The organism is Cellulomonas wangsupingiae (genome assembly GCF_024508275.1).
In the GTDB taxonomy this organism is placed as follows: Bacteria; Actinomycetota; Actinomycetes; order Actinomycetales; family Cellulomonadaceae; genus Cellulomonas; species Cellulomonas wangsupingiae.
Window position 1 is genome coordinate 963732 of the sequence record NZ_CP101989.1, and the last position, 26285, is coordinate 990016.

The 26285-nt window shown below is 74.0% G+C and carries 16 protein-coding genes; all 16 read left to right on the forward strand.

The window, feature by feature from the left end:
• Nucleotides 1–23 precede the first annotated feature (23 nt).
• The 16 genes from NP075_RS04605 (at nt 24) to NP075_RS04680 (ending at nt 26153) form a co-directional block, all read left to right on the forward strand.
• The gene (locus tag NP075_RS04605) at nt 24–1007 is read left to right on the forward strand and encodes an acyltransferase family protein (protein ID WP_227564133.1); all 984 of its coding nucleotides are present in this window, start codon (nt 24–26) and stop codon (nt 1005–1007) included.
• 125 nt (nt 1008–1132) lie between these two features.
• Complete coding sequence (locus NP075_RS04610) at nt 1133–1846, forward strand: hypothetical protein (protein WP_227564134.1); 714 nt, start codon at nt 1133–1135, stop codon at nt 1844–1846.
• Nucleotides 1847–2003: 157 nt separating this feature from the next.
• A complete protein-coding gene (locus tag NP075_RS04615) occupies nt 2004–6212 on the forward strand; it encodes a LamG-like jellyroll fold domain-containing protein (protein ID WP_227564135.1) in 4209 nt (1402 codons plus the stop codon).
• 40 nt (nt 6213–6252) lie between these two features.
• Nucleotides 6253–7554 (forward strand): hypothetical protein, encoded by a 1302-nt coding sequence (locus NP075_RS04620; RefSeq protein ID WP_227564136.1) that lies wholly within the window; start codon nt 6253–6255, stop codon nt 7552–7554.
• A gap of 85 nt (nt 7555–7639) precedes the next feature.
• Complete coding sequence (locus tag NP075_RS04625; protein WP_227564137.1) at nt 7640–9331, forward strand: tyrosine-protein kinase domain-containing protein; 1692 nt, start codon at nt 7640–7642, stop codon at nt 9329–9331.
• Between the two features lie 11 nt (nt 9332–9342).
• Nucleotides 9343–10944 (forward strand): glycosyltransferase family 39 protein, encoded by a 1602-nt coding sequence (locus NP075_RS04630; RefSeq protein WP_227564138.1) that lies wholly within the window; start codon nt 9343–9345, stop codon nt 10942–10944.
• A gap of 97 nt (nt 10945–11041) precedes the next feature.
• On the forward strand, nt 11042–12202 hold the full coding sequence (locus NP075_RS04635) for a glycosyltransferase (RefSeq protein ID WP_227564139.1): 1161 nt from the start codon (nt 11042–11044) through the stop codon (nt 12200–12202).
• Complete coding sequence (locus NP075_RS04640) at nt 12199–13728, forward strand: glycosyltransferase family 39 protein (protein ID WP_227564140.1); 1530 nt, start codon at nt 12199–12201, stop codon at nt 13726–13728. Before NP075_RS04635 ends, NP075_RS04640 begins: the two co-directional genes overlap by 4 nt.
• Nucleotides 13725–14870: an acyltransferase family protein gene (locus NP075_RS04645; protein WP_227564141.1), complete on the forward strand. Its 1146-nt coding sequence runs from the start codon at nt 13725–13727 to the stop codon at nt 14868–14870. Before NP075_RS04640 ends, NP075_RS04645 begins: the two co-directional genes overlap by 4 nt.
• Before the next feature lie 76 nt (nt 14871–14946).
• Entirely contained in the window at nt 14947–15399 is a 453-nt protein-coding gene (locus tag NP075_RS04650; protein ID WP_227564155.1) for an FAD synthase family protein, read from the forward strand.
• Nucleotides 15400–15554: 155 nt separating this feature from the next.
• Nucleotides 15555–19193: a transcription-repair coupling factor gene (gene mfd, locus NP075_RS04655; protein WP_227564142.1), complete on the forward strand. Its 3639-nt coding sequence runs from the start codon at nt 15555–15557 to the stop codon at nt 19191–19193.
• 118 nt (nt 19194–19311) lie between these two features.
• Nucleotides 19312–19866, forward strand: a complete 555-nt coding sequence (locus NP075_RS04660; RefSeq protein WP_227564143.1) for a SurA N-terminal domain-containing protein — start codon at nt 19312–19314, stop codon at nt 19864–19866.
• 16 nt (nt 19867–19882) lie between these two features.
• A complete protein-coding gene (locus tag NP075_RS04665; protein WP_227564144.1) occupies nt 19883–20566 on the forward strand; it encodes a MazG nucleotide pyrophosphohydrolase domain-containing protein in 684 nt (227 codons plus the stop codon).
• A gap of 423 nt (nt 20567–20989) precedes the next feature.
• Nucleotides 20990–22546: a Re/Si-specific NAD(P)(+) transhydrogenase subunit alpha gene (locus tag NP075_RS04670; RefSeq protein WP_227564145.1), complete on the forward strand. Its 1557-nt coding sequence runs from the start codon at nt 20990–20992 to the stop codon at nt 22544–22546.
• Between the two features lie 5 nt (nt 22547–22551).
• On the forward strand, nt 22552–23943 hold the full coding sequence (gene pntB / locus NP075_RS04675; protein WP_227564146.1) for a Re/Si-specific NAD(P)(+) transhydrogenase subunit beta: 1392 nt from the start codon (nt 22552–22554) through the stop codon (nt 23941–23943).
• Nucleotides 23944–24077: 134 nt separating this feature from the next.
• Nucleotides 24078–26153: an endo-1,4-beta-xylanase gene (locus NP075_RS04680; protein WP_227564147.1), complete on the forward strand. Its 2076-nt coding sequence runs from the start codon at nt 24078–24080 to the stop codon at nt 26151–26153.
• Nucleotides 26154–26285: the final 132 nt, after the last annotated feature.

Here is a 26285-nt window from a genome sequence, read left to right on the forward strand (position 1 = left end):
CGGGGCGAGCCCGTATGGAGTGGATGGACACGCTCCGGGGCCTGGCGATCCTGCTCATGCTGCTCTGGCACGCCACCGCGGTGCCGCGGATCCACGGGATCGAGGCTCCGACGGCGCTGGTCGCGGTCAACGACGCGCTCCTGCCGTTCCGCATGCCGACCCTCATGTTCCTGTCGGGGCTCCTGCTGCCGCGGTCGCTGGGCAAGCCGCTCGTGACCTACCTGCGGGGCAAGGTCGCGCTCGTCTGGTGGCCGTACCTGCTGTGGGTCGTCCTCTACCTCGTGATGTCCGGCACCCAGACCCCGCTGTGGCACCCCAAGCTCTACATCGCCAAGGGCTACCTCTGGTACCTGTTCTTCCTGGGCGCGTACTACCTCGTGGCGCCGCTGCTGCGGCGGGTGCCGACGATGGTCGTGTGCGGGGTGCTGCTCGCGGCGTCCATCGTCGTGGACGACCCGGTGGGGCACCGGCTGCTGTACTTCGCGGTCTTCTTCTTCCTCGGCGCGTGGGTCGCCGAGCGCGGGGACGACATCCTCGGGCGCGTGGGCCGTTCCCGGGTGCTGGTCGTCGCGCTGGCTGCGCTCGCGCTGGCGCTCGCGGTCGCCTCGGCGCTCGTGGACCTGCGGTACGCGAGCCTCACGGTGCCGGGCAGCGTCGCGGGCATCGTCGTCGCGGTCCTCGCGGCGCGTCGGCTGCCCACGGCGCGCACCGGCGCCCTGCGCTTCGTGGGGCGCAACTCGATCGTGTTCTACGTCGCGCACTTCCCCGTGATGCAGCTGCTGGCGATGTGGCTCGGCGCCGTCGCGGCGCCGTGGTGGGTCGCCCTCGGGCTGCTGCTGGGCGCCGCTCTCGCGGTCACGTGGCCCCTGGCGGTCCACCGGGACGCGCGTGCCGTGCGCTGGCTGTTCGAGATGCCCGGGGTGGCCGTGCGCCGGCGGTCGCCGACCCCGGCGACTTCACCCGGGGTCGCCCCTGCGGCCCCGGCGACCGTCACTACACTCGGCTGACCTGCGGCGCACCGGCGGTGCGCGGCCCGGTGCGCGGCCCCGGTGCGCGGCCCCGGTGCGCGGCCCCGGTGCGCGGCCCCGGTGCGCGGCCCCGGTGCGCGGCACCGTCGACCAGGAGGAGAACCGTGGACGAGCAGGTCGACAGCACCGGGCGACGTCGCGTCGTCATCGCGTCCGTGGTCGGTGTCGTGGTCGTGCTGGTCGTCGTGGTGGTCGTGGCCCTGCTGCGGGCGGGTGGGTCCGACGCACCCGCTGCGGCCGACCCCTCGCGGACGCCCGCCGCGAGCGCCGGGGGGTCGTCGGTGACGCCGACGCCCACCGCGGACGCGTCCGCGGCGCCGTCGGACGCCGGGCCGGCCCCAGACGGGGGTGCGGAGGGCGAGGGTGCCGACCCCGCCGCCGCGCCCGGCGAGGTGCCCGTCCCCCCCGTGAGCGACGTCGCGCCGGTCGTCGTGGAGACGACCGGGCAGGCGAGGCCGGCCGGCGGGCTGTCCGTCGCCGTCACGTCCGTGGCCGCGACCGACGTCGCCGGCACGGGGCCGGGGGAGTACGCCGGCCCGGGCACGGTCGTCGTCGTCCGCGTCGTCAACGAGGGCGTGGACGCGGTGGCGCTCGCGACGCCCGCGGTGAGCGTCTACGCCGGGGCGCAGGGACTGCCGGTGAACCCGGTCCTCACCGACCCGGCGAACGTGCTCCTGCCTGCCGAGGTGGGCGCCGGCGCCACGGTCGAGGGGTCCTACCGCTTCGCCCAGGCGCCGTCGGGTGAGCCGCTCGCCGTGACGGTCCTGCTGTCGCCAGGTACTGCGCCGATCGTCGCCCAGGGGTTCCGCCTCGGCTGACCGCGCACCGGCGTCCGGGCGCTCGCCGGGGCAGGAAGCGGGTGAACTGTACGGATGTCCGGGTGAATCCGTGGACGCGTGATTCACCTGGGTGCTCCATGGGGATAAGTTCCACTTGTCCGGTTTGTGAGCCTGCTCTCATGATGGCGAGGGGCCCGTGTCCACCCTGTCGATCACCCTGCGGCGCGCCGCCACCACGATCAGCGTGACGTCGCTGGTGGTGCTCGGTCTTGCGATCCCGGCCTCGGCCGACTCGGCCCCCGTCGACCCGACGAACCCGGCGTCCCCGCCGACGGTCGCCGCCGACGCGCTGCCCACCGCGCAGATGAACGGTGTCGCCTGGACGCAGACCGTGGTCGGGAACACCGTCTACGTCGGCGGCCGCTTCACGAAGGCGCGGCCCCCGGGCGCCGCCGCAGGGACCAGCGAGGTCGACCGGCTCAACCTCCTGGCCTACGACATCACCACGGGCCAGCTCGTGCCCGGCTTCGCGCCGCAGGTGGACGGCCAGGTGCGGTCGATCACGCGGTCGCCGGACGGCAAGCGCATCTACATCGCGGGCGACTTCACGCGGGTGGACGGCCAGTACCGGGTGCGGATCGCCGCGTTCGACACCGCGACCAACCAGCTGGTGGCGAACTTCCGTCCCACGCTGGCGGCGGGCGGGCTCGCCGTCGCGGCCACCAACACCACCGTCTACGCGGGCGGCAACTTCCAGTCCGCGGCCAGCGTCACCGGCGGCACGCTCGTGCCGCGCTCGTACCTGGCGGCGTTCAACGCCTCCGACGGCGCGCTCACGAGCTTCGTCGCCGACACCGACGCGCCGGTCACGGCGCTCGCGGTGACGGCGGACGGCGGGAAGGTGGTCGTCGGCGGGCGCTTCACCGAGCTCTCCGGCGCCGACTTCTACGGGCTGGGCGCGGTGCACCCGGGCACCGGTGCGCCCCTGGCGTTCCCCGCGAACGACCAGATCCGCAACGCCGGCGTCGAGTCCTCCATCACGAGCCTGTACGCGGACGCCACCGGGGTCTACGGGACGGGCTACCACTACGGCGACGGCGGGAACGTCGAGGGGACGTTCCGCACGGACCCCGCCACGGGCACGCTCACCTGGGTGGCGGACTGCCACGGCGACGCGTACTCGACGTTCCGCTCGCGCGACGTCGTCTACACCGCGAGCCACCACCACTACTGCGGCAACATGGGCGGCTTCCCGCAGACCGACCCGTGGCAGTTCTACTACGCGAACGCCTTCAGCCTGGCCGCGACGGGGGTCAACACCCCGGACATCTACGGCTACCCGTCGCACACAGGGGAGCCCGCGCCCACGCTGCTGAACTGGTACCCCCAGTTCTACGTCGGCAACTTCTCGGGGCTGGGGCAGGCCGTGTGGAGCGTGTCCGGCAACGACGACTACATCGTCTACGGCGGTGAGTTCCCCGGCGTCAACGGGGCCACGCAGTACGGCCTGGTGCGCTTCGCCACCCCGGACAAGGCGCCGAACAAGCAGGGGCCGCGCCTGCAGGGCGCGGCGTTCCCGCTCACGGTCAGCTCGCGCGTCAAGGGCGAGGTGCGCATGACCTTCGGGACCAACTGGGACCGGGACAACCAGGCGCTGACCTACCGGATCTACCGGCAGAGCGAGACGTCGACGCCCATCTTCACCGAGACGATCACGACCCCGTTCTGGAAGCCGCAGTCGCGTGTCGTCAAGGACACGGGTCTGGCGCCGGGCAGCTCCCAGCGCTACCGGCTGACGGCCTCCGACCCCTTCGGCAACGTCACGCGATCGGCGTGGATGACCGTCACGGTGAGCCCGGACGGGGTGATGAGCCCCTACACCGCCGCGGTGCTCGAGGACGGCGCCAGCTCGTTCTGGCGCCTGAGCGACCCCGCGGGGTCGACGACCGCCGAGGACTGGGCCGGCACCTCGACCGGCATCGCCGGCACGGGCGTCGGGTGGGGCGTGACCGGGGCGATCGAGGGCGACGCCGACACGGCGGCGGACTTCTCCGGCACCACCGCCGGGCTGGTCGCGACGCAGACGGCGATCCCCGCGCCGCAGACGTTCAGCATCGAGACCTGGTTCCGGACGACGTCGAGGGCCGGCGGCAAGATCGTCGGCTTCGGCAACCGGAACAGCGGGACCAGCGCGAGCTACGACCGCCACGTCTACCTCGACACCTCCGGGCGCGTCCTGTTCGGCGTCTACCCGGGTGCCCAGCGCACCCTGCAGTCGGCCACCGGCATGAACGACGGCGAGTGGCACCACGTCGTCGCGACGCTCGGCGCGGACGGGATGAAGCTGTACGTGGACGGCACGCGCGTCGGCCAGCGCACGGACACCACGTCGGCGCAGACGTACACCGGGTTCTGGCGGATCGGCGGGGACCGCGGGTGGACCGGCGCGACCTGGTTCGACGGCGAGATCGACGACGTGGCGATCTACCCCGCGCCGCTGAGCGCGGCCCAGGTGGACGCCCACTGGGTGGCGGCGGGCGGCGAGTCCACCGTCCCGGCGGCACCGGCGGACGCCTACGGCGCGGCCGTGCACGGCCTCGATCCCGACGTCTTCTGGCGGCTCGACGACGCGACCGGCACCACGGCGGCAGACTCCGGGGCGAAGCTCGCCCCCGGCGTCTACGTCGGCACGGTCGGACGCGGCGTGGCCGGCGCGCTGGACGGTCAGCCCGACAACGGGGCCGTCCAGCTGTCCGGCTCCGCCGGGAACTTCGTCCGCTCGTCGAACCTGTACGTCAACCCGACGACGTACAGCCAGGAGCTGTGGTTCAGCTCCACGACGGAGCTGGGTGGCAAGCTCATCGGCTTCGGCAGCGGCGCCACGGGGACGTCGGCGGAGTACGACCGGCACGTCTACATGGAGACGGACGGCCGCCTGACGTTCGGGGTGGGGACCGGCGAGGCGAGCACGATCACGAGTCCCGTGGCCTACAACGACGGCGAGTGGCACCACCTGGTGGCGTCGCAGTCGGCCGAGGGGATGCGGCTGTTCGTCGACGGTGTGCTCGTCGGCACCCACCCGCAGACGGCCGCGCAGTCCTACACCGGGTACTGGCGCGTGGGCGGTGACACCACGGGGGGGCCGCAGCCCTGGTTCGCCGGCAGGATCGACGAGGTTGCGGTGTACTCGACCGGGCTCACCCCTGCGCAGGTCGCCCAGCACTACCAGCTGGGGTCCGGGCAGGTGCCCAACCAGGCGCCGGTGGCGGCGTTCACCGCGACCGCCGACGACCTCACGGTGCAGGTCGACGGGGCGACCTCGAGCGACCCGGACGGGACGGTCGAGGGCTACGCGTGGGACTTCGGTGGCGAGGCTGCCGCGACGGGTCCGCAGGCGTCCCACACGTTCGCCGCCGCGGGCGACCACCCGGTGACGCTGACCGTGACCGACGACGACGGGGCGACGCACACCACGACGCAGGTCGTCACGGTCCGGGCACCGAACCAGGAGCCCACGGCCGCCTTCACGGTCACCGCCACGGACCTGACGGTCGCGGTCGACGGCGCGTCCTCCACGGACCCCGACGGCACGATCGCCGGCTGGACGTGGGACTTCGGCGACGGCTCGGCGCCGGTCACGGGGCCGTCCGCGACGCACGCGTACGGCGCGGACGGGGAGTACACCGTGACGCTCACGGTGACCGACGACCGCGGGGGTGAGGCGTCGACGTCGCGGGACGTCACGGTGCAGGCCCCGGTGGGGCCCGTCGTCCTGGCGGCCGACGCCTTCGAGCGCTCGTCGGCGTCCGCCTGGGGCGCCCCGGACGCAGGCGGCGCGTGGGCCCATGCCGGGTCCGCGAGCCTGTTCACCGTCGGCGACGGCGTCGGTCGGCTCACCCTGACCACCGGAGGGTCCAGCCCTCGCGCCCGGCTCGGCACGCTCTCGGCGACCGACGTGGACGCGAGCGTCTCGTTCACCGTCGACAAGCTCTCGAGCTCGGGGGCGACCCGGCTGTGGCTCACCGGCCGCCAGACGGCCTGGACGTCGGAGTACCTGGTCAAGGCGAACATCGCGCAGAGCGGGAACGTCTCGGGGCTGCAGCTGCTGCGCAAGGTCGGCGGTACCGAGGTCGCCGTCGCCCAGGTGGCCCCGGGCGTCACCGTGACCCCGGGGACGCGGTACACGCTGCGCCTGCAGGTCGCCGGGTCGGGGACCACCACGCTGCGGGCCAAGCTGTGGGCCGCCGGCGCCGCCGAGCCGGGCTGGCAGGTCGAGGCCACCGACACGACCCCGGAGCTGCAGACCGCAGGCTCCGTGGGCCTGGGCGCCTACGTCGCGGGCAGCACGGCCAACCTGCCCGTCGTGGTGGCGTGGGACGACCTGCGGGTGACGACGGTCGGATGACGTACGTGGTGGCAGGGCGGGCCCGCGCCGAGGTCGACCCGTGATCTCGGCGGGCCGGGTCGACGACCTCGCGGTCATGCTCGTCCTGCTCGCGCTGGCCGCGCTGTTCGCCGTGCTCGTGCGCACCCGCCCGCAGATCGGCCTCGTCGCCTACATCGCGTCGATCGGGCTCGTCCCGATCTGGATCGGCGTGCAGGTCGGCATGTTCGTCGGCGCGGCCACGGCCGTCGGGATCGGGGTCCTCGTGGCCCTGCTGCCCGGCTCCCGGATCCGGTGGACCGTCTGGGACGGTGTGCTGGGGTTCGCCCTGGCGGTCGTCGTGGTGTCGTGGGTCGGCGGGTACGCGAGCCTGGGGGACGCCTACGCCACGACGACCGGCTGGCTCGTCCCCTACCTCGTCGGGCGCGTGCTCGTCGCGCGGCTGGGGTCCCGGGCCGTCGCGGTCTGCATCACGCTGGTCTTCCTCGTGGTGGCCGTGCTCGTCGTCGTCGAGGTCGTGACGGGCGACAACCTCTTCGTCCGGCTCGCGATGGGCAACCCGTTGTACACGCAGTGGAGCGGCATCCGCATGCGGGGAGGGCTGCCGCGGGCCGAGGGGGCGTTCGGGCACGCGATCCCGCTGGGGGCGTCGCTCGCGCTCGTGGTCCCGTTCGTCTGGTCCTCGCGCCTGCCCGCGTGGCTGCGCACGATCACCTTCGTGCTCATCGGCGTGGCCGCGGTCGTGACCTACAGCCGCATCGGCATGCTGTCGACGGCGCTCGCGCTGGTGCTGTGCGTGGTCGGGCTCGGCGCCTGGGCGACCCGGGCGTTCCGCGCCTGGGCCGCCGTCGCCCTGGTCGTCGGTGCGGCGCTCACGACACCGACGGCGATGGCCGTCTTCGCCGAGGCGGGCGACGAGGCGTCCGGCAGCGCCGAGTACCGCGCCGACCTGTGGTCGCTGCTGCCGTCCGTCGGCGTGCTCGGGCGGTCCACCGCGGCCTACAGCGACGCCTCCGGCACCGGCGGGTGGGGGAGCTTCCGGTCGATCGACAACGCGGTCCTGATGACCGCCCTCAGCTACGGCGGGTTCGTCGCGGGCCTGCTCGTGCTGCTCGGCGTCGCGGCGCTGGTGGGATTCGTGCGCGGGCCGCGCACACCCGGCCTCACCGCCGTCGTCGCGATCCTGCCCAGCCTCACGAGCGTCGCCTTCATCACGCAGTTCTCGACGTTCTTCTGGTTCGTCGCCGGCGTCGCGGTCGCCCAGACGGCAGCGGCCGGGGGCGCCGACCCTCCCGTCGAGGGGGACGTCGAACCGGCCCGCGGGGTCGCCGACCACCCACGTGCGGTCGGCGTCGCACCCTGACGCGCGACAATTCCACCCGACTGGTCGAACCGGACATCACGGACCGGATGGTCCAATAGGGACAGGAACCGAGAGGAGCTGGCGAATGACGCTGCGCGACGTGCTGCGATCGGCCCGGAAGCACTGGGCCTGGGTCGTGCTGCCGGTCGTCGTCCTGACCGCGGGCATGGCGTTCGTGTCGTCGCGTGCGGCCCCGGTCTACCGCTCGACAGCGACGCTCTACGTCGCGCTGGCGGCGGGGTCGTCGGCCGGCGAGCTCAACCAGGGGTCGAGCTACACGCAGGGGCAGATGACGTCGTTCGCGCGGCTCGCCACGCTGCCCGTGACGCTCGACCCGGTCGTCCGCGAGCTAGGGCTGGACGTGTCGCCGCGGAGCCTGGCGGGATCGGTCGCGGTGTCCTCGCCCAAGGAGAGCTCGCTGCTGGAGATCTCCGTGACGGGCGGCTCGCCCGAGCGCACGGCGAGCGTCGCCAACGCGGTCGCGCTGCAGCTCGGCAAGGTCGTCGAGGACCTCGCCCCGGCCGGCGAGGCGGGCAGCACGATCGAGGCCACCGTGGTCAGCGAGGCCGTCGCGCCCACGCACCCCGTGGCTCCCAACACGCGGCGCAACGTCCTCGCCGCGCTGCTCGCCGGCGTCCTGCTCGGCCTCGTCGCCGCCTGGGGTCGCGAGGCCCTCGACACGCGCGTGCGCCACCAGGCGGAGCTGCGCCAGGTCATCGACGTGCCCGTGCTCGGGTCGATCCGGCAGCGTCGACGCGCGGGCCGGGGGAAGCCTGTGCCGTCCGCCGCGGACGGTGCGCGCAGCGAGGACGTCCGGCGCGTCCGGGCGAACCTCGAGATGATCGGGCGGCCCGGGGCGCCCAAGGTGCTCGTGTTCACGTCGGCGCTCGAGGGCGAGGGCAAGTCCTTCGTCGCGTCCCGCGTCGCCGTCGCGCTCGCCGCGGCCGGTGCTCGCACGCTCCTGGTCGACGCGGACCTGCGGCAGCCGACCATCGCGGACCAGCTCGGCGTGGAGGGGGAGGCCGGCCTCACGGACTGCCTGGTCGGTCGTGCCACGCTCGCCGAGGTGCGGCAGGACGTCAGTCCCCAGCTCTCGGTGCTCGCGTCCGGTCCCGTGCCGCCCAACCCGGCCGAGCTGCTCTCCTACCCGGAGTTCGGTGCGCTGCTCGACGAGGCGGCCGCGCAGTTCGACGTCGTGATCGTCGACGCCCCGCCCGTGGTGCCGGTGGCCGACGCCGCCGTGATCGCGCGCCGTGCGACGGGCGTGGTGGTCGTGGCCGACGCCCACCGCGTCCGGCGCCCGCAGCTGCGCCAGGCGGCCGACGCGGTCCAGCTCGGCGGCGGGCGGGTCGTCGGGACGATCCTCAACCGGGAGCGAGGTGTGGCCGACGACACGTACGGCTACGGCTCGGCCGAACGGCGTCCCGGGCGCGGCCGGCGTGGCCGGCGCGTGGCACCCGCCCTCGTCGCGCAGCCACGCGGGGCCGGGCACGCCCCCGACGGCCGCGACCCGGAGGGCCCGAGCTGGCCCGCCCTCCCGACGCCGGGGGAGCCGGCGCCCGTCGACGAGCTCCGTCACCCGCGCCCCGCGCCCTTCGAGGAGGTGCTGGCCGGCGAGGGCGGCGACCAGGTGGACGGCCGCGAGACCGAGACCGAGACCGAGGCCGAGGCCGTGCCCCGGAGCGACGCCGACCGGGATCCGGAGAGCGACGCCGAGGACGCTGCCGAGGCCGCACCGCCCGGGGACCCCCGTCCCTCCGCCGTGCTGCGCGCCTGACCGGGGCGGTCATGGCCGGACAGGAGACGACCGTCGCGCCACCGGTCACGACGCCGCCCGACGCCGACGGCGACGCGGTCCGGCGTCCGGTGCTGCTCGTGGGAGCCGTCGGCGCCCTGCTCATGCTCGTCGGCGCCGGTGGCGCCTCGCTCTGGACCGACGAGGCGGCGACGGTCTCGGCGGCCACGCGGCCCTGGGGTGAGCTGGTCGCGATGGCAGGAGGGCTCGACGCGGTCCACACCGCCTACTACGCGTTCATGCACGTCTGGATCGGCGTCTTCGGCACCTCGGAGCTCGCGCTGCGGTCGGCGAGCGCCCTGGCGGTGGGACTCGTCGCGGCCGGGACCTGGGTGCTCGCCGCACGGCTCGGCGGGCGAGGGCTGGCCTGGTGGGCCGCCGCCACGGTGCTCCTGCTGCCCCGGGTCACGTGGATGGGCGCGGAGGCGCGACCCTTCGCGTTCGCCACGGCCGCGGGGGTCTGGGGCACGGTGCTGCTGCTCGCGGCCGTGCGGCGCGGCGGCGCGGCGCGCTGGGTCGGCTACGCGGCGCTCATGGTGGTCGCGGTCCTCACGAACCTCTACACCCTGCTGCTCCTGCCGGCGCACGCGGTGACGCTCCTGCTGGGTCACCGGTCGCGGGCGACGGTCGTGCGCTGGTGCGGCGCGGCCGGTGCGGTCGCCGTGGTCGTGGGCCCGTTCCTCGTGCTCGCCGCGGGGCAGACCGGCCAGCTCGGACGGCACACCATGTCCGCCGTCGAGCTCGCCCGCAACGTCGTCGTCAACCAGTGGTTCCTCGGGGAGACGCCCACGGTCTACAGCCGTGACGCGGCCGTGGTCGCCGCTGCGGGCGCGGGAGCCGGCTCCTGGTGGCGCCCGGCGTCGGTGCTGCTCGCGGGCGTGGCCGTCGCCGTCGTCGCGTACGCCCTGCTGCGCTGGTGGCGTCACCGGCCGGTGCCGGCACCCGTCCGGGCCGTCCTGGTGTGGACCGTGCCCTGGGTCGTCGTCCCCACCGTCGTGGTCGTCGCGTGGGCCGTCGTGTCGCAGACGTACAGCTCGCGCTACCTCGCCTTCTGCGCACCCGCCGTCGCGATCCTGCTGGCCGCCGCGCTGCGGGAGCTGCCGACGCGCCCCCTGCGGGTCGCGGCCGTCGTCGCCCTCGTCGCGTGCGCGCTGCCCGTCCTGGTGTCGCAGCGCACGGAGCACGCGAAGAGCGGGGCGGACTGGCGGGAGGTGGCCGCCGTGGTCGGCGACGCGTGCGACCCGGGCGACGGCGCGTACTTCGCGCCGCGCGCCGCCCCGACCGGGAGCACCGTGCGGCTGACCACCCGGGGCGTGTCGGTCGCCTACCCCGAGGGATACGACGGCCTGGTCGACGTGACCCTCGTCGCGGACCCGCTGGAGACGGACGACCTCGTCGGACGCTCGGCACTGCTGCGCGACTCGGGGGCGCGGCTCGCGTCGCTGGACACCCTGTGCGTGGTGCGCCGGCACGACCTGCCCGCGGCGGTGCGCGACGCCGACGACGTCTACCTGTCCGAGGGCGGGTGGGTCGTGCGGGACCGCTGGGAGGGGCCGCTCGACGAGGTGGTCGTCCTCGAGCGCGCACCTGGGTGAAATCGGGCAAACACTCCCATTCAGGTCGGAACCGGGACTACGCTCCCCTCAACGACCAGGCCTGCACGGTCATATCGACGGCCCTCGGGGGGGACCTGTGAGCAGTGCGTCCGACCGGCAGCCCGGCACTCCCGAGCTCACCGTGATCGTCCCGACCTTCAACGAGGCGCCCAACGTCGCCGAGCTCGTCCGGCAGCTCGCCGACGCCCTCGACGGGCAGTCGGCGGAGGTCCTGTTCGTCGACGACTCGACGGACACCACGCCCGACGTCGTGCGGGAGGTCGCCGCGACGGCGGCCATCCCGGTCCGGCTGATCCACCGGGACGAGCCCGTCGGTGGTCTGGCCGGCGCGGTCCAGGAAGGGCTCGCCGCCTCGACGGCGCCGTGGTGCGTCGTGATGGACGGCGACCTGCAGCACCCGCCGGGCCTGGTGCCCTCGCTGCTGGCCACCGCCCGCGACGAGGGCGTCGACGTCGTCGTGGCGTCGCGGTACATGGACGACGGGAGCTCCAGCGGCCTGGCCAACGTGACGCGTCGCGTGGTGTCGTCGGTGTCGACCGCCGTCACCCGGGCGATGTTCCCGGTGCGCCTCGCGGACTGCTCGGACCCCATGACCGGGTTCTTCCTCGTCCGCCGCGAGGCGGTCGAGCTGGACCGCCTGCGTCCGCGCGGCTTCAAGATCCTGCTCGAGATCCTCGCCCGTCACCGGCTCGCCGTCGCCGAGATCCCCTTCGTGTTCGGCGAGCGCTACGCCGGCGACTCCAAGGCGTCGTTCGCGCAGGGCGCGCGGTTCCTCACCCAGCTCGCGGCCCTGCGCTTCGGGCGCATGTCCCGCTTCGCGGTCATCGGCGGCGTGGGGGCGCTGGTGAACATCGCGATCGTCGCGCTGCTCACCGGCTGGGGCGCGGAGTACCTCGTCGCGGCCGTGGTCGCGGCGGAGCTCACGATCGTCATGAACTTCCTGCTGCAGGAGCGCTTCGTGTTCGCCGACCTGCGTCACGAGGGACGAGGACCGTGGCGCCGCTTCGCGCACTCGTTCGCCTTCAACAACATCGAGACCGCGCTGCGGCTGCCGGTGCTCGCGCTGCTCGTGAGCACGATGCACGTCGCGGCCGTCCCGGCGACGGCGCTCACGCTCCTCGTCGCGTTCGTGGCGCGGTTCACGTTCCACTCCCGGGTGGTCTACCGGCCGCGCTCGCGGTCCGGCCGCACGCAGCTCGGGGTGGTCGGCGACCAGCTGGTCGACGAGCTGCCGTGACCGTCGGTCCGACGGTGCTCGGCCTGCGGCCGCGCGCCGCTGCGGAGAGCGCGCCGGCGCGGGTCCGGTCCGTCCGCGGGGCGGCGTCCACCCTCGGAGCGCTCGCGGTCCTCGTCGGGTTCGCCGGCGCCTGGGTGCCGTCGGCCTGGGGGGACGAGGCGGCGACCATGTCCGGCGCGCTGCGCGACCTGCCCGCACTGCTGCGCCTGACGACACAGGTCGACGCCGTCCACGGCGTGTACTACGCCGTCGCCCACGGGTGGCTCGCGCTGACCGGCGAGTCCGTGGTGGCGCTGCGGCTGCTGAGCGCGCTCGCCGTCGGGGCCGCCGTCGCCGGCACCGTCGTGCTGGCCGACCGTCTCGCCTCGCGCCGCGTCGCGGTGGTGGCGGGCCTGGTCCTCCTGGCGCTGCCGCGCATGACGTGGGCGGCGACGGAGGGGCGCTCGGCGGCGCTGGCGACGGCCCTCGCCGTGTGGACGACGGTCGCGCTGGTGTCCGCGGTCGGCGCGCCCCGCAGCCGGTGGCGCTGGGTGGTCTACGGCGCCCTGGTCGCCGCCGGCACGTGCACCTGGATGCTGCTGGCGCTGCTGCCGGCGGCGCACCTCGTGGGGCTGCTGTGGTGGCGCAGGTCGTGGCGGGCGCTGGTCGCCCCCGCCGTGGCGGTCGTCGCGGGCTGGTGCGTGGCGGCGCCGTTCCTGCTGGTCGCGGTCGGTCAGCGGGGCCAGGTCGGCTGGATCCCCGCACCCGGGCTCCGGACCCTTCGCCAGGTCGGTCTGGACCAGTGGTTCGGCACGACGCCGTGGTCGTCGCTCCCGCTGGCGCTGGTCTGCTGGTCGCTCGTCGCGGTCGCGGTGGTCACCCACCTGCGGCGCGGCGTCGGCGCGGGCGGGGTCGTCCCCCTCGCGGCCGCGTGGCTCGTGCTGCCACCCCTGGCCGCGATCGCCTGGTCCGTGGTCGCCTCACCGCTCTACGTGCCCAAGTACCTCGCGTTCACCGCACCCGCACTCGCGCTGCTCGTGGCCGTGGGCGTCGACGCCCTCGCGCGGGACCGCGCGCGGCTGGTCGGCGTGACGGCGGTCGTCGTCCTGCTCGCGGCCCCGGCCTGGTACGAGGAGCGCACGCCCACGGCGAAGGACCGGTCGGACTGGGCGGACGTCGCCGACGGCGTGCGCGCCGGTGCCGCGACGGGTGACGCCGTCGTGTTCTCCGACCTGCACGACGCGGACGGCCGGGTGCGCGTCCCCGCGCGCGCGATCGCGGTCGCCTACCCGGGTGCCTTCGTCGGGCTCCGCGACGTGACGCGCGACCCGGTCGCCGCCGCCGAGGGCCGCCTGTGGGACCTCTCGGTCCCCGTGGCCGACGCCGGGCGCGAGCTCGCCGCGGTGGACCGGGTGTGGTGGGTCGTGGACCACAGGTCGGGGGTGCAGGGGGCCCAGCGTGAGGACCTCGAACGGCTGGGGTTCCACGTCGTGTCCGTCGACGAGCAGACGTCCGCGGACGTGGTGCTGCTGGAGCGTGAGGGGTGAGGGCGCTCCCGTCGCTCGAGGACGTCTTCGAGCCCCGGCGCAACGGCCTCAACGTCGTACGTCTCGCGCTGGCCCTCGGGGTGGTGCTGTGGCACTCGATCTCGATGGTGGGTGCCGGGCTGCCGTGGCAGCCGGCGGAGCGGCTGCTGCTCAGCGGGCTGGTGGACGGGTTCTTCGCCGTGTCCGGCTTCCTCATCGTGCGCAGCTGGCTGTCCGACGAGGACCCCGTGCGCTTCCTCTCCGCCCGGGCGCTGCGGATCATGCCGGGCTTCTGGGTGTGCCTCCTGGTCGTGGCTTTTGTCGTCTCGCCGCTCTACCTGGTGCTCACCGGTCGCGGCGTCGACGCGGCCGCGCTGGAGGACGGCGCGTCCTACGTGGGCCACAACGCGCTGCTCTGGATCTTCCAGGAGGGCATCGCCGGCATGCCGGCGGGCGGTGCGTCGGGTGACGACGGCGTCTGGAACGGGTCGCTGTGGACGCTGTCCTGGGAGTTCGTCTGCTACCTGGGCGTCCTGGTGCTGGGGGTCACGGGGCTGCTGCGTCGCCGGTGGGTGCTGCCCGCCCTGTTCCTCCTCGTGCTGGCGGTGCTCGCGGCGGCGCTGCTGCCCGCGCTCGACGAGGTCCACCTCGTCAAGCACGCCGCGCGGTTCGGCCTGATGTTCCTCGCCGGTGCGCTGCTCCACCAGTTCCGTCACCGCGTCCCCGTGCACGGGGCGCTCGTCGCCGTCGCGGCCGCGGCGGTGGTGCTGAGCGCGGCGCTCGTGCCCGCGGACTACCGGCTCGTGGGGGCCCTGCCGCTCGCGTACGTCGTGGTCGCGGGGGGCGCCCTGCTCAAGCACCGGCTCGCGCAGGTGCGGCACGACCTCTCCTACGGCACCTACATCTACGCGTACCCCGTTCAGCAGGTCGTCATCGGCACCCTGCCGGGGGTACGGCCCCTGGCGCTGTTCGCCCTGTCGGTCGCCGGGACGCTGCCGCTGGCCGCCGCGAGCTGGTGGGGGGTCGAGCGGCCCGCGCAACGGCTGGGTCGCCGCCGGCTGCCCGCGAGGCGCCCGGTCGTCGAGCGTCCCGCCCAGGTCGAGGACGCGGCGCAACGGGTGAAGATCGGACAAACCGTGCCAGAACCGGATGTTCTCCGTTAATCTCGGTGCGATCGGTGCCCCGCCGGAGCGGCACGCGCAGGGCCGGCCGGCCACCGACGACATCGTGGGGGAGTACGTGACCAGAAGAATCGTGGGGTACGCGCCCGGCGCGTACGACCTGTTCCACGTCGGCCACCTCAACATCCTGCGGCACGCGAAGCGGCGCTGCGACTACCTCATCGCCGGTGTCGTCGCGGACGAGGTGCTCGAGGTGACGAAGGGTCGGCGGCCCCTCGTGCCGCTCGCCGAGCGCATGGAGATCGTCAGCCACATCTCGTTCGTGGACGAGGTGGTCGCCGAGGTCGTGCCCGACAAGGTCGAGACCTGGCGCGCCGTCGGGTTCGACGTGATCTTCAAGGGTGACGACTGGCGGGGGACCCCGAAGGGCGACCGGCTGGAGCGTGACTTCGCCGAGGTCGGGGTCGAGGTCATCTACTTCCCGTACACCGTGCACACGTCGAGCACGGCGCTGCGTCGCGCCGTCGCCTCGCTCGACGACATCGGGAGCGACGCGGTCGAGGCCGGCTGAGGCCCGCCGCGCGGGACGGGGCGCTACCGCTCGCCCGCTGGTCGGGCGGCGCCGGCTCGTAGGATGGTCGGGCACCCCGGCCTCATCCCCGACCGGGGCGAGCGTGCTGCCCGCGCGCCCGCTCACCACGGGCCACGACCGTCCCAAGGATCTCCATGGACCTCACCGGCCTCCTGCCCGCCCTCCTCGCCGACCCCGCCGCCGCGGAGGCGGTCGCGTCCGTGCGCGCCCGGGGCGAGCTCGACGTCGTCGGTCCGGCGGGCATCCGCCCCCCGCTGCTCGCGGCGCTGACGGGCGCGCACCCGACGGCGCAGGACGCGTCGGGCCCGGCCGGCCGGCCGCTCGTCGTCGTCACCGCCACGGGCCGCGACGCCGACGAGCTCGCTGGTGCGCTGCGCTGCTACCTCCCGGACGACGACGTCGCCGTCCTGCCGAGCTGGGAGACGCTGCCGCACGAGCGGCTGAGCCCGCGGTCGGACACGGTCGCGCGGCGGCTCGCGGTGTTCCGGCGGCTCGCGCACCCGGACCCCGAGCCCGGCCCGTCGGGCCCCGTGCGCGTGCTCGTGATGCCGGTGCGCGCGCTCCTGCAGCCGGTCGTCGACGGCCTGGGCGAGCTCGTCCCGGTCGAGGTGCGCACCGGTGACACCGTCGACCTCGACGACCTCGCGCAGCGGCTCGTCGACGCCGCGTACACACGCGTCGACATGGTCGAGCGGCGCGGTGAGTTCGCCGTGCGGGGCGGCATCCTCGACGTGTTCCCGCCCACCGAGGACCACCCGCTGCGCATCGAGCTGTGGGGCGAGGACGTCGAGGAGATCCGCTGGTTCTCGGTGGCCGACCAGCGCAGCCTGGAGGTCGCCGACCACGGGCTGTGGGCACCTCCGTGCCGGGAGATCCTGCTGACCGACGCCGTGCGGGAGCGTGCCGCGTCGCTGCGCGAGCAGCTGCCCGGGGCGCTGGACATGCTCGACCGTCTCGCCGAGGGCATCGCGGTGGAGGGCATGGAGTCGCTCGCCCCCGTGCTGGTCGAGCGCATGGTCCCGGTGCTCGACCTGGTGCCGGACGAGTCCCTGCTGGTCGTCGTGGACCCCGAGCGGGTGCGCCGCCGTGCGCACGACCTCGTCGCCACGACGCGGGAGTTCCTCGAGGCGGCCTGGACGTCGGCCGCCGCGGGAGCCGCCACCCCGCTGGACCTGTCGGCGGCCTCGTTCGCGTCGTTCGCCGAGGTCCGCGCGCTCGCGGCCGTCCGTGCGCTCGGCTGGTGGACGCTGTCGGGCTTCACGCTCGACGCGGACGCCGTGACCGGCGAGGCGGTGTCCGACGGGCCGTCGGCCGACTCCGACGTGCGCACGCTGGTCGTGGGCGCGCGTGAGGTCGAGCGGTACCGCGGCGAGGTGGCCCGCGCCGTCGAGGACGTGCGGCGCCTGCAGCACGACGGGTGGCGCCTCGTGCTGGCGACCGACGGGCACGGCCCGGCGCAGCGCATGGTCGAGCAGCTGCGGGCGGCGGACGTGCCCGCGCGGCTGGTCGCGACCGTCCCCGACGAGCCCGAGGGGGGCGTCGTGCTGGTCACGCCCGCGCCGCTGGGGCCGGGGTTCGTGCACGAAGGGCTGCACCTGGCGGTGTTCAGCGAGGCCGACCTCACCGGACGGGCGGGGTCGAGCACGCGGGACATGCGGCGGATGCCGAGCCGGCGTCGCAACGTCGTCGACCCGGTGCAGCTGCGGCCCGGCGACTTCGTCGTGCACGAGCAGCACGGCGTCGGGCGGTTCGTCGAGCTCGTGCAGCGCACGATCGGCTCGGGAGCCGCCGCCGCGACGCGCGAGTACCTCGTCGTGGAGTACGCGAGCTCGAAGAAGGGGCAGCCCGGGGACCGGCTGTACGTCCCGACGGACCAGCTCGACCAGGTCACCAAGTACGTCGGTGGCGAGGCGCCCACGCTCAGCCGCATGGGCGGGTCGGACTGGCAGAAGACGAAGGGCCGCGCACGCAGGGCCGTCAAGGAGATCGCCGCCGAGCTGATCCGCCTGTACTCGGCGCGCATGGCGACAGCCGGCCACGCCTTCGGCCCGGACACCCCGTGGCAGCGCGAGCTCGAGGACGCGTTCGCGTACGTCGAGACCCCCGACCAGCTGGCCACGATCGACGAGGTCAAGGCCGACATGGAGAAGACGGTCCCGATGGACCGCCTGGTCTGCGGTGACGTCGGGTACGGCAAGACGGAGATCGCGGTGCGGGCGGCGTTCAAGGCCGTGCAGGACGGCAAGCAGGTCGCCGTGCTGGTGCCCACGACGCTGCTCGTCCAGCAGCACCTCGACACGTTCGCCGAGCGTTACGCGCCGTACCCGGTGAACGTGAAGGCGCTGTCGCGGTTCCAGACGGCCAAGGAGGCGAAGGAGGTGATCGACGGCCTCGCCGACGGGTCCGTCGACGTCGTCATCGGCACCCACCGCCTCATCACCGGCAGCGTGCGGTTCAAGGACCTCGGCCTGGTCGTCATCGACGAGGAGCAGCGCTTCGGCGTCGAGCACAAGGAGACCCTCAAGGCGCTGCGGACCAACGTCGACGTGCTCGCGATGAGCGCCACGCCCATCCCGCGCACGCTCGAGATGGCCGTCACGGGCATCCGCGAGATGTCGACGCTCGCCACGCCGCCGGAGGAGCGCCACCCGGTGCTGACGTTCGTCGGGCCGTACGAGGAGAAGCAGATCGCCGCCGCGATCCGCCGCGAGCTGCTGCGCGAGGGACAGGTCTTCTATGTCCACAACCGGGTCGAGTCGATCGAGCGCACGGCGTCACGCCTCAACGAGCTGGTGCCCGAGGCCCGCATCGCCGTCGCCCACGGCAAGATGGGCGAGCACCGGCTCGAGGAGGTCATCGTCGACTTCTGGGAGAAGAAGTTCGACGTCCTGGTCTGCACGACGATCGTCGAGACGGGCCTGGACATCTCCAACGCCAACACCCTCATCCTCGAGCGCGCGGACCGGCTCGGCCTGTCGCAGCTGCACCAGCTGCGCGGGCGCGTGGGCCGCGGGCGCGAGCGCGCGTACGCGTACTTCCTGTACCCGCCGGAGGTGCCGCTGACCGAGACGGCGCACGACCGGCTGCAGACCATCGCCGCGCACACGGACCTCGGCGCCGGCATGGCCGTCGCCATGAAGGACCTCGAGATCCGCGGCGCGGGCAACCTGCTGGGCGGGGAGCAGTCCGGCCACATCGAGGGCGTCGGGTTCGACCTGTACGTGCGGATGGTGGGGGAGGCGGTCGCGTCGTTCCGCGGCGAGGCCGCCGAGGAGCAGCCGGACGTCACGATCGAGCTGCCCGTCGACGCGCACGTGCCGCACGACTACATCGCGCATGAGCGGCTGCGCCTGGAGGCGTACCGCAAGATCGCGGCAGCCACCGACGCCGCGACGCTGCGCGAGGTGCACGCCGAGCTGGTCGACCGGTACGGGCCGGTGCCCGCGGCCGTCGACAACCTCTTCGAGGTCGCGCAGTTCCGCCTGCACGCGCGCGCCGCGGGGCTGGCGGACGTCACCGCGCAGGGCAGGTTCGTGCGGTTCGCCCCGGTGGAGCTGCCCGAGTCCGCGCAGCTGCGGCTCAAGCGCCTGTACCCCGGCTCGGTGACGAAGCCCGCGGTGCGCACGGTGCTCGTGCCGTTCCCGACCACGGCCCGCATCGGCGGCAAGCCCTTGCACGGCGCCGAGGTCCTGGCGTGGGCGCGGCAGTTCGTCGACGCGATCGTGCGCGGTGACGTCTCGGCCGCCGCGACGGCCGGCACGGCGGCACGCTGACGCCGGGCTGGGCGGCGTGGGAGGCCCGCCGCCAGGGCCTACGATGTCGCACGACCCCAACGAACATGACCGGGAGGCCCTGGTGGCGGTGCGACGGACGCGAGGACGCGTGCGGCTGGTGACGACGACGGTCGTGGTGGGCGGTCTGCTGGCGGGATGCGCCGGGCAGCCGGGCGCGGCGGCCGTGGTCGACGGTCGTGCGATCAGCACGGCCGAGCTCGCGACCACGTACGAGCAGCTGGGGCCCTTCTTCGCCGGTGCCGGCGCGCAGGACGTGCTCGCGGTGCTCATCACCGAGCCGTTCGCGACGGAGGTCGCGGCCGACCTCGGCGTCGGCGTCAACGACCAGCAGGCGCTCGACCTCCTGCGCTCGGTCGCCGACCAGGCGCTCGGCGAGGGCGAGGGCGCGCGGATCGAGTTCGGGCCCGGCGCCGTGGCGGTCGGTCGGTACTCGCTCGTGGTCAGCGCGCTGCAGGAGGCCCCCGACCCCCAGGCGGCCGCCGCCGAGTACCAGGAGCGCGTCGCCGCCGCGGACATCGAGGTGAACCCGCGGTTCGGCGAGTTCACCGACGACCTCGTCGTCGCGCCGCCGACGACGCCGTCGTGGATCGTCAGCGAGGACGCCGAGCCGACCCTCCCCGACGGCGCACCCGAGCCCGCGCCCACGCCCTGACCTCACGGTGCCCGAGGTGACGTCCCCGCAGGACGGGCCCGCGGAGGCGGCCCGACAGGCGGCCGCGCTCGCGCGCGCCGTCGCGGTGATGGACCGGCTGCGGTCGCCCGGCGGCTGCCCCTGGTACGCGCTCCAGACCCACGCCTCGCTGCTGCCGTACGCGGTCGAGGAGGTGCACGAGGTCGTCGAGGCGGTCGAGTCGGCCGATCGCGCAGGGCTGCAGGAGGAGCTCGGCGACCTCCTGCTCCAGGTGCTCTTCCACGCGCGGCTCGCCGCCGAGGACGAGGAGGACCCCTTCGACGTCGCCGACGTGGCCGACGGCCTGGTCGCCAAGCTGGTGCGCCGCAACCCGCACGTCTTCGGCGCCGAGGGCGACGGGGAGATCGACGTGGCGACCGTGCTCGAGCGCTGGGAGCATCTCAAGCGCGCCGAGAAGCCGGCCCGCACGTCGGCGCTCGACGGCGTCCCGCCGACGTTGGGCGCGCTCGCCCGAGCCCAGAAGCTGCTCGCGCGGGCGGACCAGGCCGGCCTGCTGGGCGACGCCCCGCCACCGGACGTCGTGGACCCGTCCCCGGAGGCGATCGGCGAGACGCTGCTCGCCGTCGTGGTCGCGGCCCACCGCTCCGGCGTGGACGCCGAGGCCGCCCTGCGCCGCGCCACGGCCGCCTGGGAGTCGACCGCCCGCACCGCGGAGTCCTGACGCCTGCCACGTCGGGGACTGGATCGCTCTCCCGCCCCGCGGGGGCGGGTGCGGGATTGCGCTCTCGCGCACGAGGGTGGGTGGGGCGGCGTACTGGATTGCGCTCTCGCGCCCTCGTCCTGTGGGGTGAGAGTGCAATCCAGCCCTCCTGTGGGGTGAGAGTGCAATCCAGCCCTCCTGTGGGGTGAGAGTGCAATCCAGCCCTCCCTGCAGCGTGAGAGTGCAATCCAGCGCAGGGCTGCGGCGGTGGATGTCTCGGGGCGTGAGACGGTGGGCGTCGGTGGGGTGTCCTGCGCCACTGCGCGGACTGCGGGATGCGCTTTCCGGGCCTAAGGTCCGACCCGGTCCGTCCCACGTCCGACCAGGATTGGACGTGCGGGCGGGACCCACGTCCCGTCCACCGCCCGTCGAAGGAGAGCACGCATGAGGATCGGCGTCCCGCGCGAGCAGCGCCCGGGAGAGCGGCTCGTCGCCGCGACGCCCAAGACCGTCGCCAGGCTCCGTGACCTCGGGTACGAGGTGCTCGTGGAGCGCGAGGCCGGCGCCGCCGCGACCTTCACCGACGAGGCCTACGAGGCCGCCGGTGCGCAGGTCGTCGAGCGTGCCGACGTCCTGGCGTGCGACGTCGTCACCGGTGTGCACCTGCCGACGGACGTCGATGCCATGCGGTCGGGCGCGACGCTCGTCGCGACCATGGCGCCGTTCGCCGACGCGGGTCTGGCGGAGCGGCTCGCGGGCCTGGGCATCACGGCGCTCGCGCTCGACGCCGTCCCGCGGATCTCGCGCGCGCAGGCGCTCGACGTGCTGTCGACGCTCTCGAACGTCGCCGGCTACCGCGCGGTCATCGAGGCGGCCGAGGAGTTCGGCGGCATGTTCACCGGCCAGGTGACCGCCGCCGGCAAGACCCCGCCGGCCAACGTCTTCGTCATCGGCGCCGGTGTGGCGGGCCTCGCGGCCCTCGGCACCGCGAGCAGCCTCGGCGCGCAGGTGCGGGCGTTCGACGTGCGACCCGAGGTCGGCGAGCAGATCGAGTCCATGGGCGCGACGTTCGTGCAGGCGGAGGGCGCGGGCCAGGAGGTCTCGACCGACGGCTACGCGCGCGAGCTGACAGCCGAGCAGGAGCGGCTCACGGCGCAGATGTACGCCGAGCAGACCGCCTGGGCGAACGTCGTGGTGACCACCGCCCTCGTGCGCGGGCAGGCGCCGCGCACGATCACCAAGGACATGGTCGAGGCGATGACCCCCGGCTCGGTGATCGTCGACCTCGCCGCGTCCGGCGGCGGCAACTGCGAGCTCACCGTCCCGGGCGAGCGCGTCGTGTCCGACAACGGCGTGATCATCCTCGGGTACACCGACCTGCCGAGCCGGATGCCGCAGCACACGTCGCAGCTGTTCGGCACCAACGTCGTCCACCTGCTCGCGCTGCTCACGCCCGGCAAGGACGGCGAGCTCGTGCTCGACCTCGACGACCCGGTGCAGCGCGGCATGACCGTGACCACCGGCGGCGAGGTCATGTGGCCGCCCCCGCCCGTCGCCGTCTCGGCGGCGCCCGCGCCCGTCGCGACGGCCCCCGCCGAGACGCCGGAGGAGCTGGCCGCCAGGAAGGCCGCGGCGGTCGCCGCCGCGCAGCGCAGGTCCCGCCGCAACGCCGTGCTCGCCGGGCTCGGCGCCGTGCTGGCGGCCCTCGCGCTGACGGCCGCGCCCGCGTCCTTCCTCGGGCACGCGACCGTCTTCGCGCTCGCGGTGGTCGTCGGCTACTACGTCATCTCCAACGTCAGCCACTCGCTGCACACCCCGCTCATGGCCACCACCAACGCCATCAGCGGGATCATCCTGGTCGGCGCGCTGCTGCAGATCGGGCACTCGAGCTGGGTGGTCACCACGCTGGCCTTCATCGCCGCCACCGTCGCGGCGATCAACATCTTCGGCGGGTTCCTCGTCGCGTTCCGCATGATCCACATGTTCCGGAAGGAGGCGTGACGGGCGTGCTCACGTCACTGGCCCAGGCCGTCTACCTCATCGCGGCGATCCTGTTCGTCCTGTCCCTCGCGGGGCTGAGCAAGCAGGAGACCGCCCGTCGCGGCAACCTCTACGGCATCGCGGGCATGGTCCTCGCGCTGCTCGCCACGGTCGCGCTCGCGGCCGACGTCTCGCAGCGGCCCGTCGTGGTGACGCTGCTGCTCATCGCGATGGCGCTCGCGCTCGGCGCCGGCATCGGCATCTGGCGGGCGCGCAGCGTCGAGATGACGCAGATGCCCGAGATGATCGCCGTCCTGCACTCGTTCGTCGGCCTCGCGGCCGTGCTCGTCGGCTTCAACTCGTTCCTCACCGAGGAGCCCGACGCGGTGCACCTGGTCGAGGTCTTCCTCGGTGTGCTCATCGGGGCGGTGACGTTCACCGGGTCGATCGTCGCGTTCCTCAAGCTGTCGGCGCGCATCAAGAGCGCCCCGCTCATGCTGCCGGGCCGCAACTGGCTCAACCTCGCGGCGCTCGTCGCGTCGGGCGGGCTGCTGACCTGGTTCCTCGCGGACCACTCCCTGCTGCCGCTCGTGCTGATGACCGTGGTCGCGCTCGCCCTCGGCTGGCACCTGGTCGCCTCGATCGGCGGCGGTGACATGCCGGTCGTCGTCTCGATGCTCAACTCGTACTCCGGGTGGGCCGCGGCGGCCGCCGGCTTCATGCTGAGCAACGACCTGCTCATCATCGTCGGGGCGCTGGTCGGCTCCTCCGGCGCGATCCTGTCGTTCATCATGTGCAAGGCCATGAACCGGTCGTTCGTCTCGGTGATCCTCGGCGGGTTCGGGGCCGAGGGCGGCAAGGTCGCGGCCGGCGACCAGGACTACGGCGAGCACCGCGAGGTCACCGCCGTCGAGGTGGCCGACATGCTGCGCGCCGCGCGCCGCGTCGTCATCGCACCCGGCTACGGCATGGCCGTCGCCAAGGCGCAGTACCCCGTGGCGGACCTCGTCGCGAAGCTGCGCGGCCAGGGCGTCGACGTGCGGTTCGCCGTGCACCCCGTCGCGGGCCGGCTGCCCGGGCACATGAACGTGCTGCTCGCCGAGGCGAAGGTGCCGTACGACATCGTCCTGGAGATGGACGAGATCAACGACGACTTCGCGGACACCGACGTCGTCCTGGTCATCGGCGCCAACGACACCGTCAACCCCTCCGCGCTCGACGACCCGTCGTCGCCCATCGCCGGGATGCCGGTGCTCGAGGTCTGGAAGGCCAAGCAGGTGATCGTGTTCAAGCGGTCCATGGCCACCGGGTACGCGGGCGTGCAGAACCCGCTGTTCTTCCGCGAGAACACGGCGATGCTGTTCGGCGACGCGAAGGACCAGGTGGAGCAGATCGTCGCTCCGCTCGCGGTGGGCTGAGCACGCAGGAGGTCGCGCACCGGCCCGACGGCCACGGACCGAAACGGTTCATGGGCTGACTCGGGCCGGTGCGCCGACCTAGCCTCGCGCCGGGTCGCACTGTGACGATCCACCGCCGGCGCGAGGAGCCCGTCATGCCGTCCGTCCGCCCCGTCCCCGCCGGTCTGCGCCCCGCCGCCGTCGTGGCGGCCGCCCTGGTCACGGTGGCCCTCGTCCTCGCCGGCGCCCTCGCGGGCCCGCTCGCCGCGCCCGCCCGCGCCCTGTCCCCGGCGGTCGTCGTGACGAGCGACTTCGAGGCCGGCCTCGACGGCTGGCAGGCACGCGGCGCGGCGACCGTGAGCACCACCGCCGTCGGAGCGCGCGGCACCGGCAGCCTTCTCGTGCAGGACCGGGTCGACCCGTGGGACGGCGCGCTGATCCCCGTGACCGAGGTCTTCGAGCCCGGCACGACGTACACCGTCGGCCTGTGGCTGCGGCTGCCCGACGGCGCCGGCTCGGCCGACCTGCGGGTGTCCGTGCAGCGGGACGTCGACGGCGTCGCGTCCTACGAGACGCTGACGACGGTCGAGGGGGTCACGAGCCAGTGGCGCGAGGTCACGGCGACCTACACGCCCGGCCCGTTCGACACCGCGTCGCTCTACGTCGAGTCGGTCTCCTCGCCCGCCGACCTCATGGTCGACGACGTCCTCGTCTCGGGCATCCGGTACACCCCGGACCTGTCGGTCACGCCCGTCTCCGACGAGGTGTCCGTGCCGTTCGGCATCGCCGTCGAGCCGCAGGACGTCCTCGGCGGCCGCGGCGACCTGCTCGCGCACCACGCCGAGCAGATCACGCCCGGCAACCAGATGAAGCCCGAGTCGATCCAACCCACCGAGGGCACGTTCACGTTCGGTGCGGCCGACGGCCTCGTCGACTGGGCGATCGAGCACGACATGCGCGTCTACGGTCACACGCTGCTGTGGCACCAGCAGACGCCCGCCTGGTTCTTCCAGCGCGACGGGGCCGCCCTGACGACGTCGTCCGCCGACCAGGCGCTGCTGCGCGAGCGCCTGCGCACGCACATCGAGGCGATCGCCGACCACTACCGCGAGACGTACGGCGAGTACGGCACGGCCGGCAACCCGATCTTCGCGTTCGACGTCGTCAACGAGGTCATCGACGAGAACCAGTCGGACGGCCTGCGCCGCAGCGAGTGGTACCGCGTCCTGGGCCCGTCGTACATCGCCGACGCGTTCCGCTACGCCCGTGCCGCGTTCGGCCCCGAGGTGCTGCTGTTCATCAACGACTACAACTCCGAGTACCCGGACAAGCGCGCGCCGTACCTGCGCCTCGTCACCGACCTGCTCGCGCAGGGCGTACCGGTCGACGGCGTCGGGCACCAGCTGCACGTCGAGGTGGGCCGCTCCATCCCGATGATCGAGGACACGATCGAGGCGTTCGAGGCGCTTCCCGTGCGGCAGGCCGTCACCGAGCTCGACGTGTCGGCGTACCGCGACTCCGGTGAGCAGTGGACCGCACCGCCCGCGGCCCGCCTGATCGAGCAGGGGTACTACTACCGCGACATGTTCGCGATGCTCGAGCAGCACGCGCGGTCGTTCGAGTCGATCACCGTCTGGGGCCTGGAGGACTCGCGTACGTGGCTGCGCTCCGGTGCGGCACCGCTGCTCTTCGACGGGCAGCTGCAGGTGAAGCCCGCGTACTGGGGGATCGTCGACCCGTCGCGGATCGGGACGACGCCGACGCCGACCGTCACGCCGACGGTGAGCCCGTCGCCGAGCGTGAGCGCGTCGCCGAGCGTCAGCCCGAGCGTGAGTCCGTCGCCGAGCGTCAGCCCGAGCGTGAGCGCGTCGCCGAGCGTCAGCCCGAGCGTGAGCGCGTCGCCGACGGCCGGCCCGGCCTGCCGGGTGACGTTCACGAGCAACGACTGGAGCACCGGGTTCACCGCGGGGGTGCGCGTCACCCACCAGGGCACCACGGCGCTGTCGGGCTGGACCCTGCGGTTCACATTCCCCGGCGGGCAGCAGGTGACGCAGGGCTGGTCGGCGACGTGGACGCAGTCCGGCTCGACGGTGACCGCGACCAACGCCGCCTGGAACGGCCGGCTCGCGCCCGGCGGCTCGGTGGACATCGGCTTCAACGGCTCCCACCCGGGCACGAACCCGCGACCCACGTCGTTCGCGCTGAACGGGGTCACCTGCACCCTCGCGTGAGGTGCGTCCCGGATGCTGGGACTGACCGCTCGCGAGACCGGGCGCGGCTCGCTCATCGGCACCGATGCGCGATGTGGGCCCGGTCTCGCGGCGGGGTCGTTCCGGTCCGTGGACAGGGGCCGCCCCGGTGAG

What these genes read in the sequence shown, in the direction of transcription:
- NP075_RS04605 (WP_227564133.1), top strand. Translation starts at nt 24, where the DNA reads ATGGACACGCTCCGGGGCCTGGCGATCCTGCTCATGCTGCTCTGGCAC.
- NP075_RS04625 (WP_227564137.1), top strand. Translation starts at nt 7,640, where the DNA reads ATGACGCTGCGCGACGTGCTGCGATCGGCCCGGAAGCACTGGGCCTGG.
- NP075_RS04630 (WP_227564138.1), top strand. Translation starts at nt 9,343, where the DNA reads ATGGCCGGACAGGAGACGACCGTCGCGCCACCGGTCACGACGCCGCCC.
- mfd (WP_227564142.1), top strand. Translation starts at nt 15,555, where the DNA reads ATGGACCTCACCGGCCTCCTGCCCGCCCTCCTCGCCGACCCCGCCGCC.
- NP075_RS04670 (WP_227564145.1), top strand. Translation starts at nt 20,990, where the DNA reads ATGAGGATCGGCGTCCCGCGCGAGCAGCGCCCGGGAGAGCGGCTCGTC.
- NP075_RS04680 (WP_227564147.1), top strand. Translation starts at nt 24,078, where the DNA reads ATGCCGTCCGTCCGCCCCGTCCCCGCCGGTCTGCGCCCCGCCGCCGTC.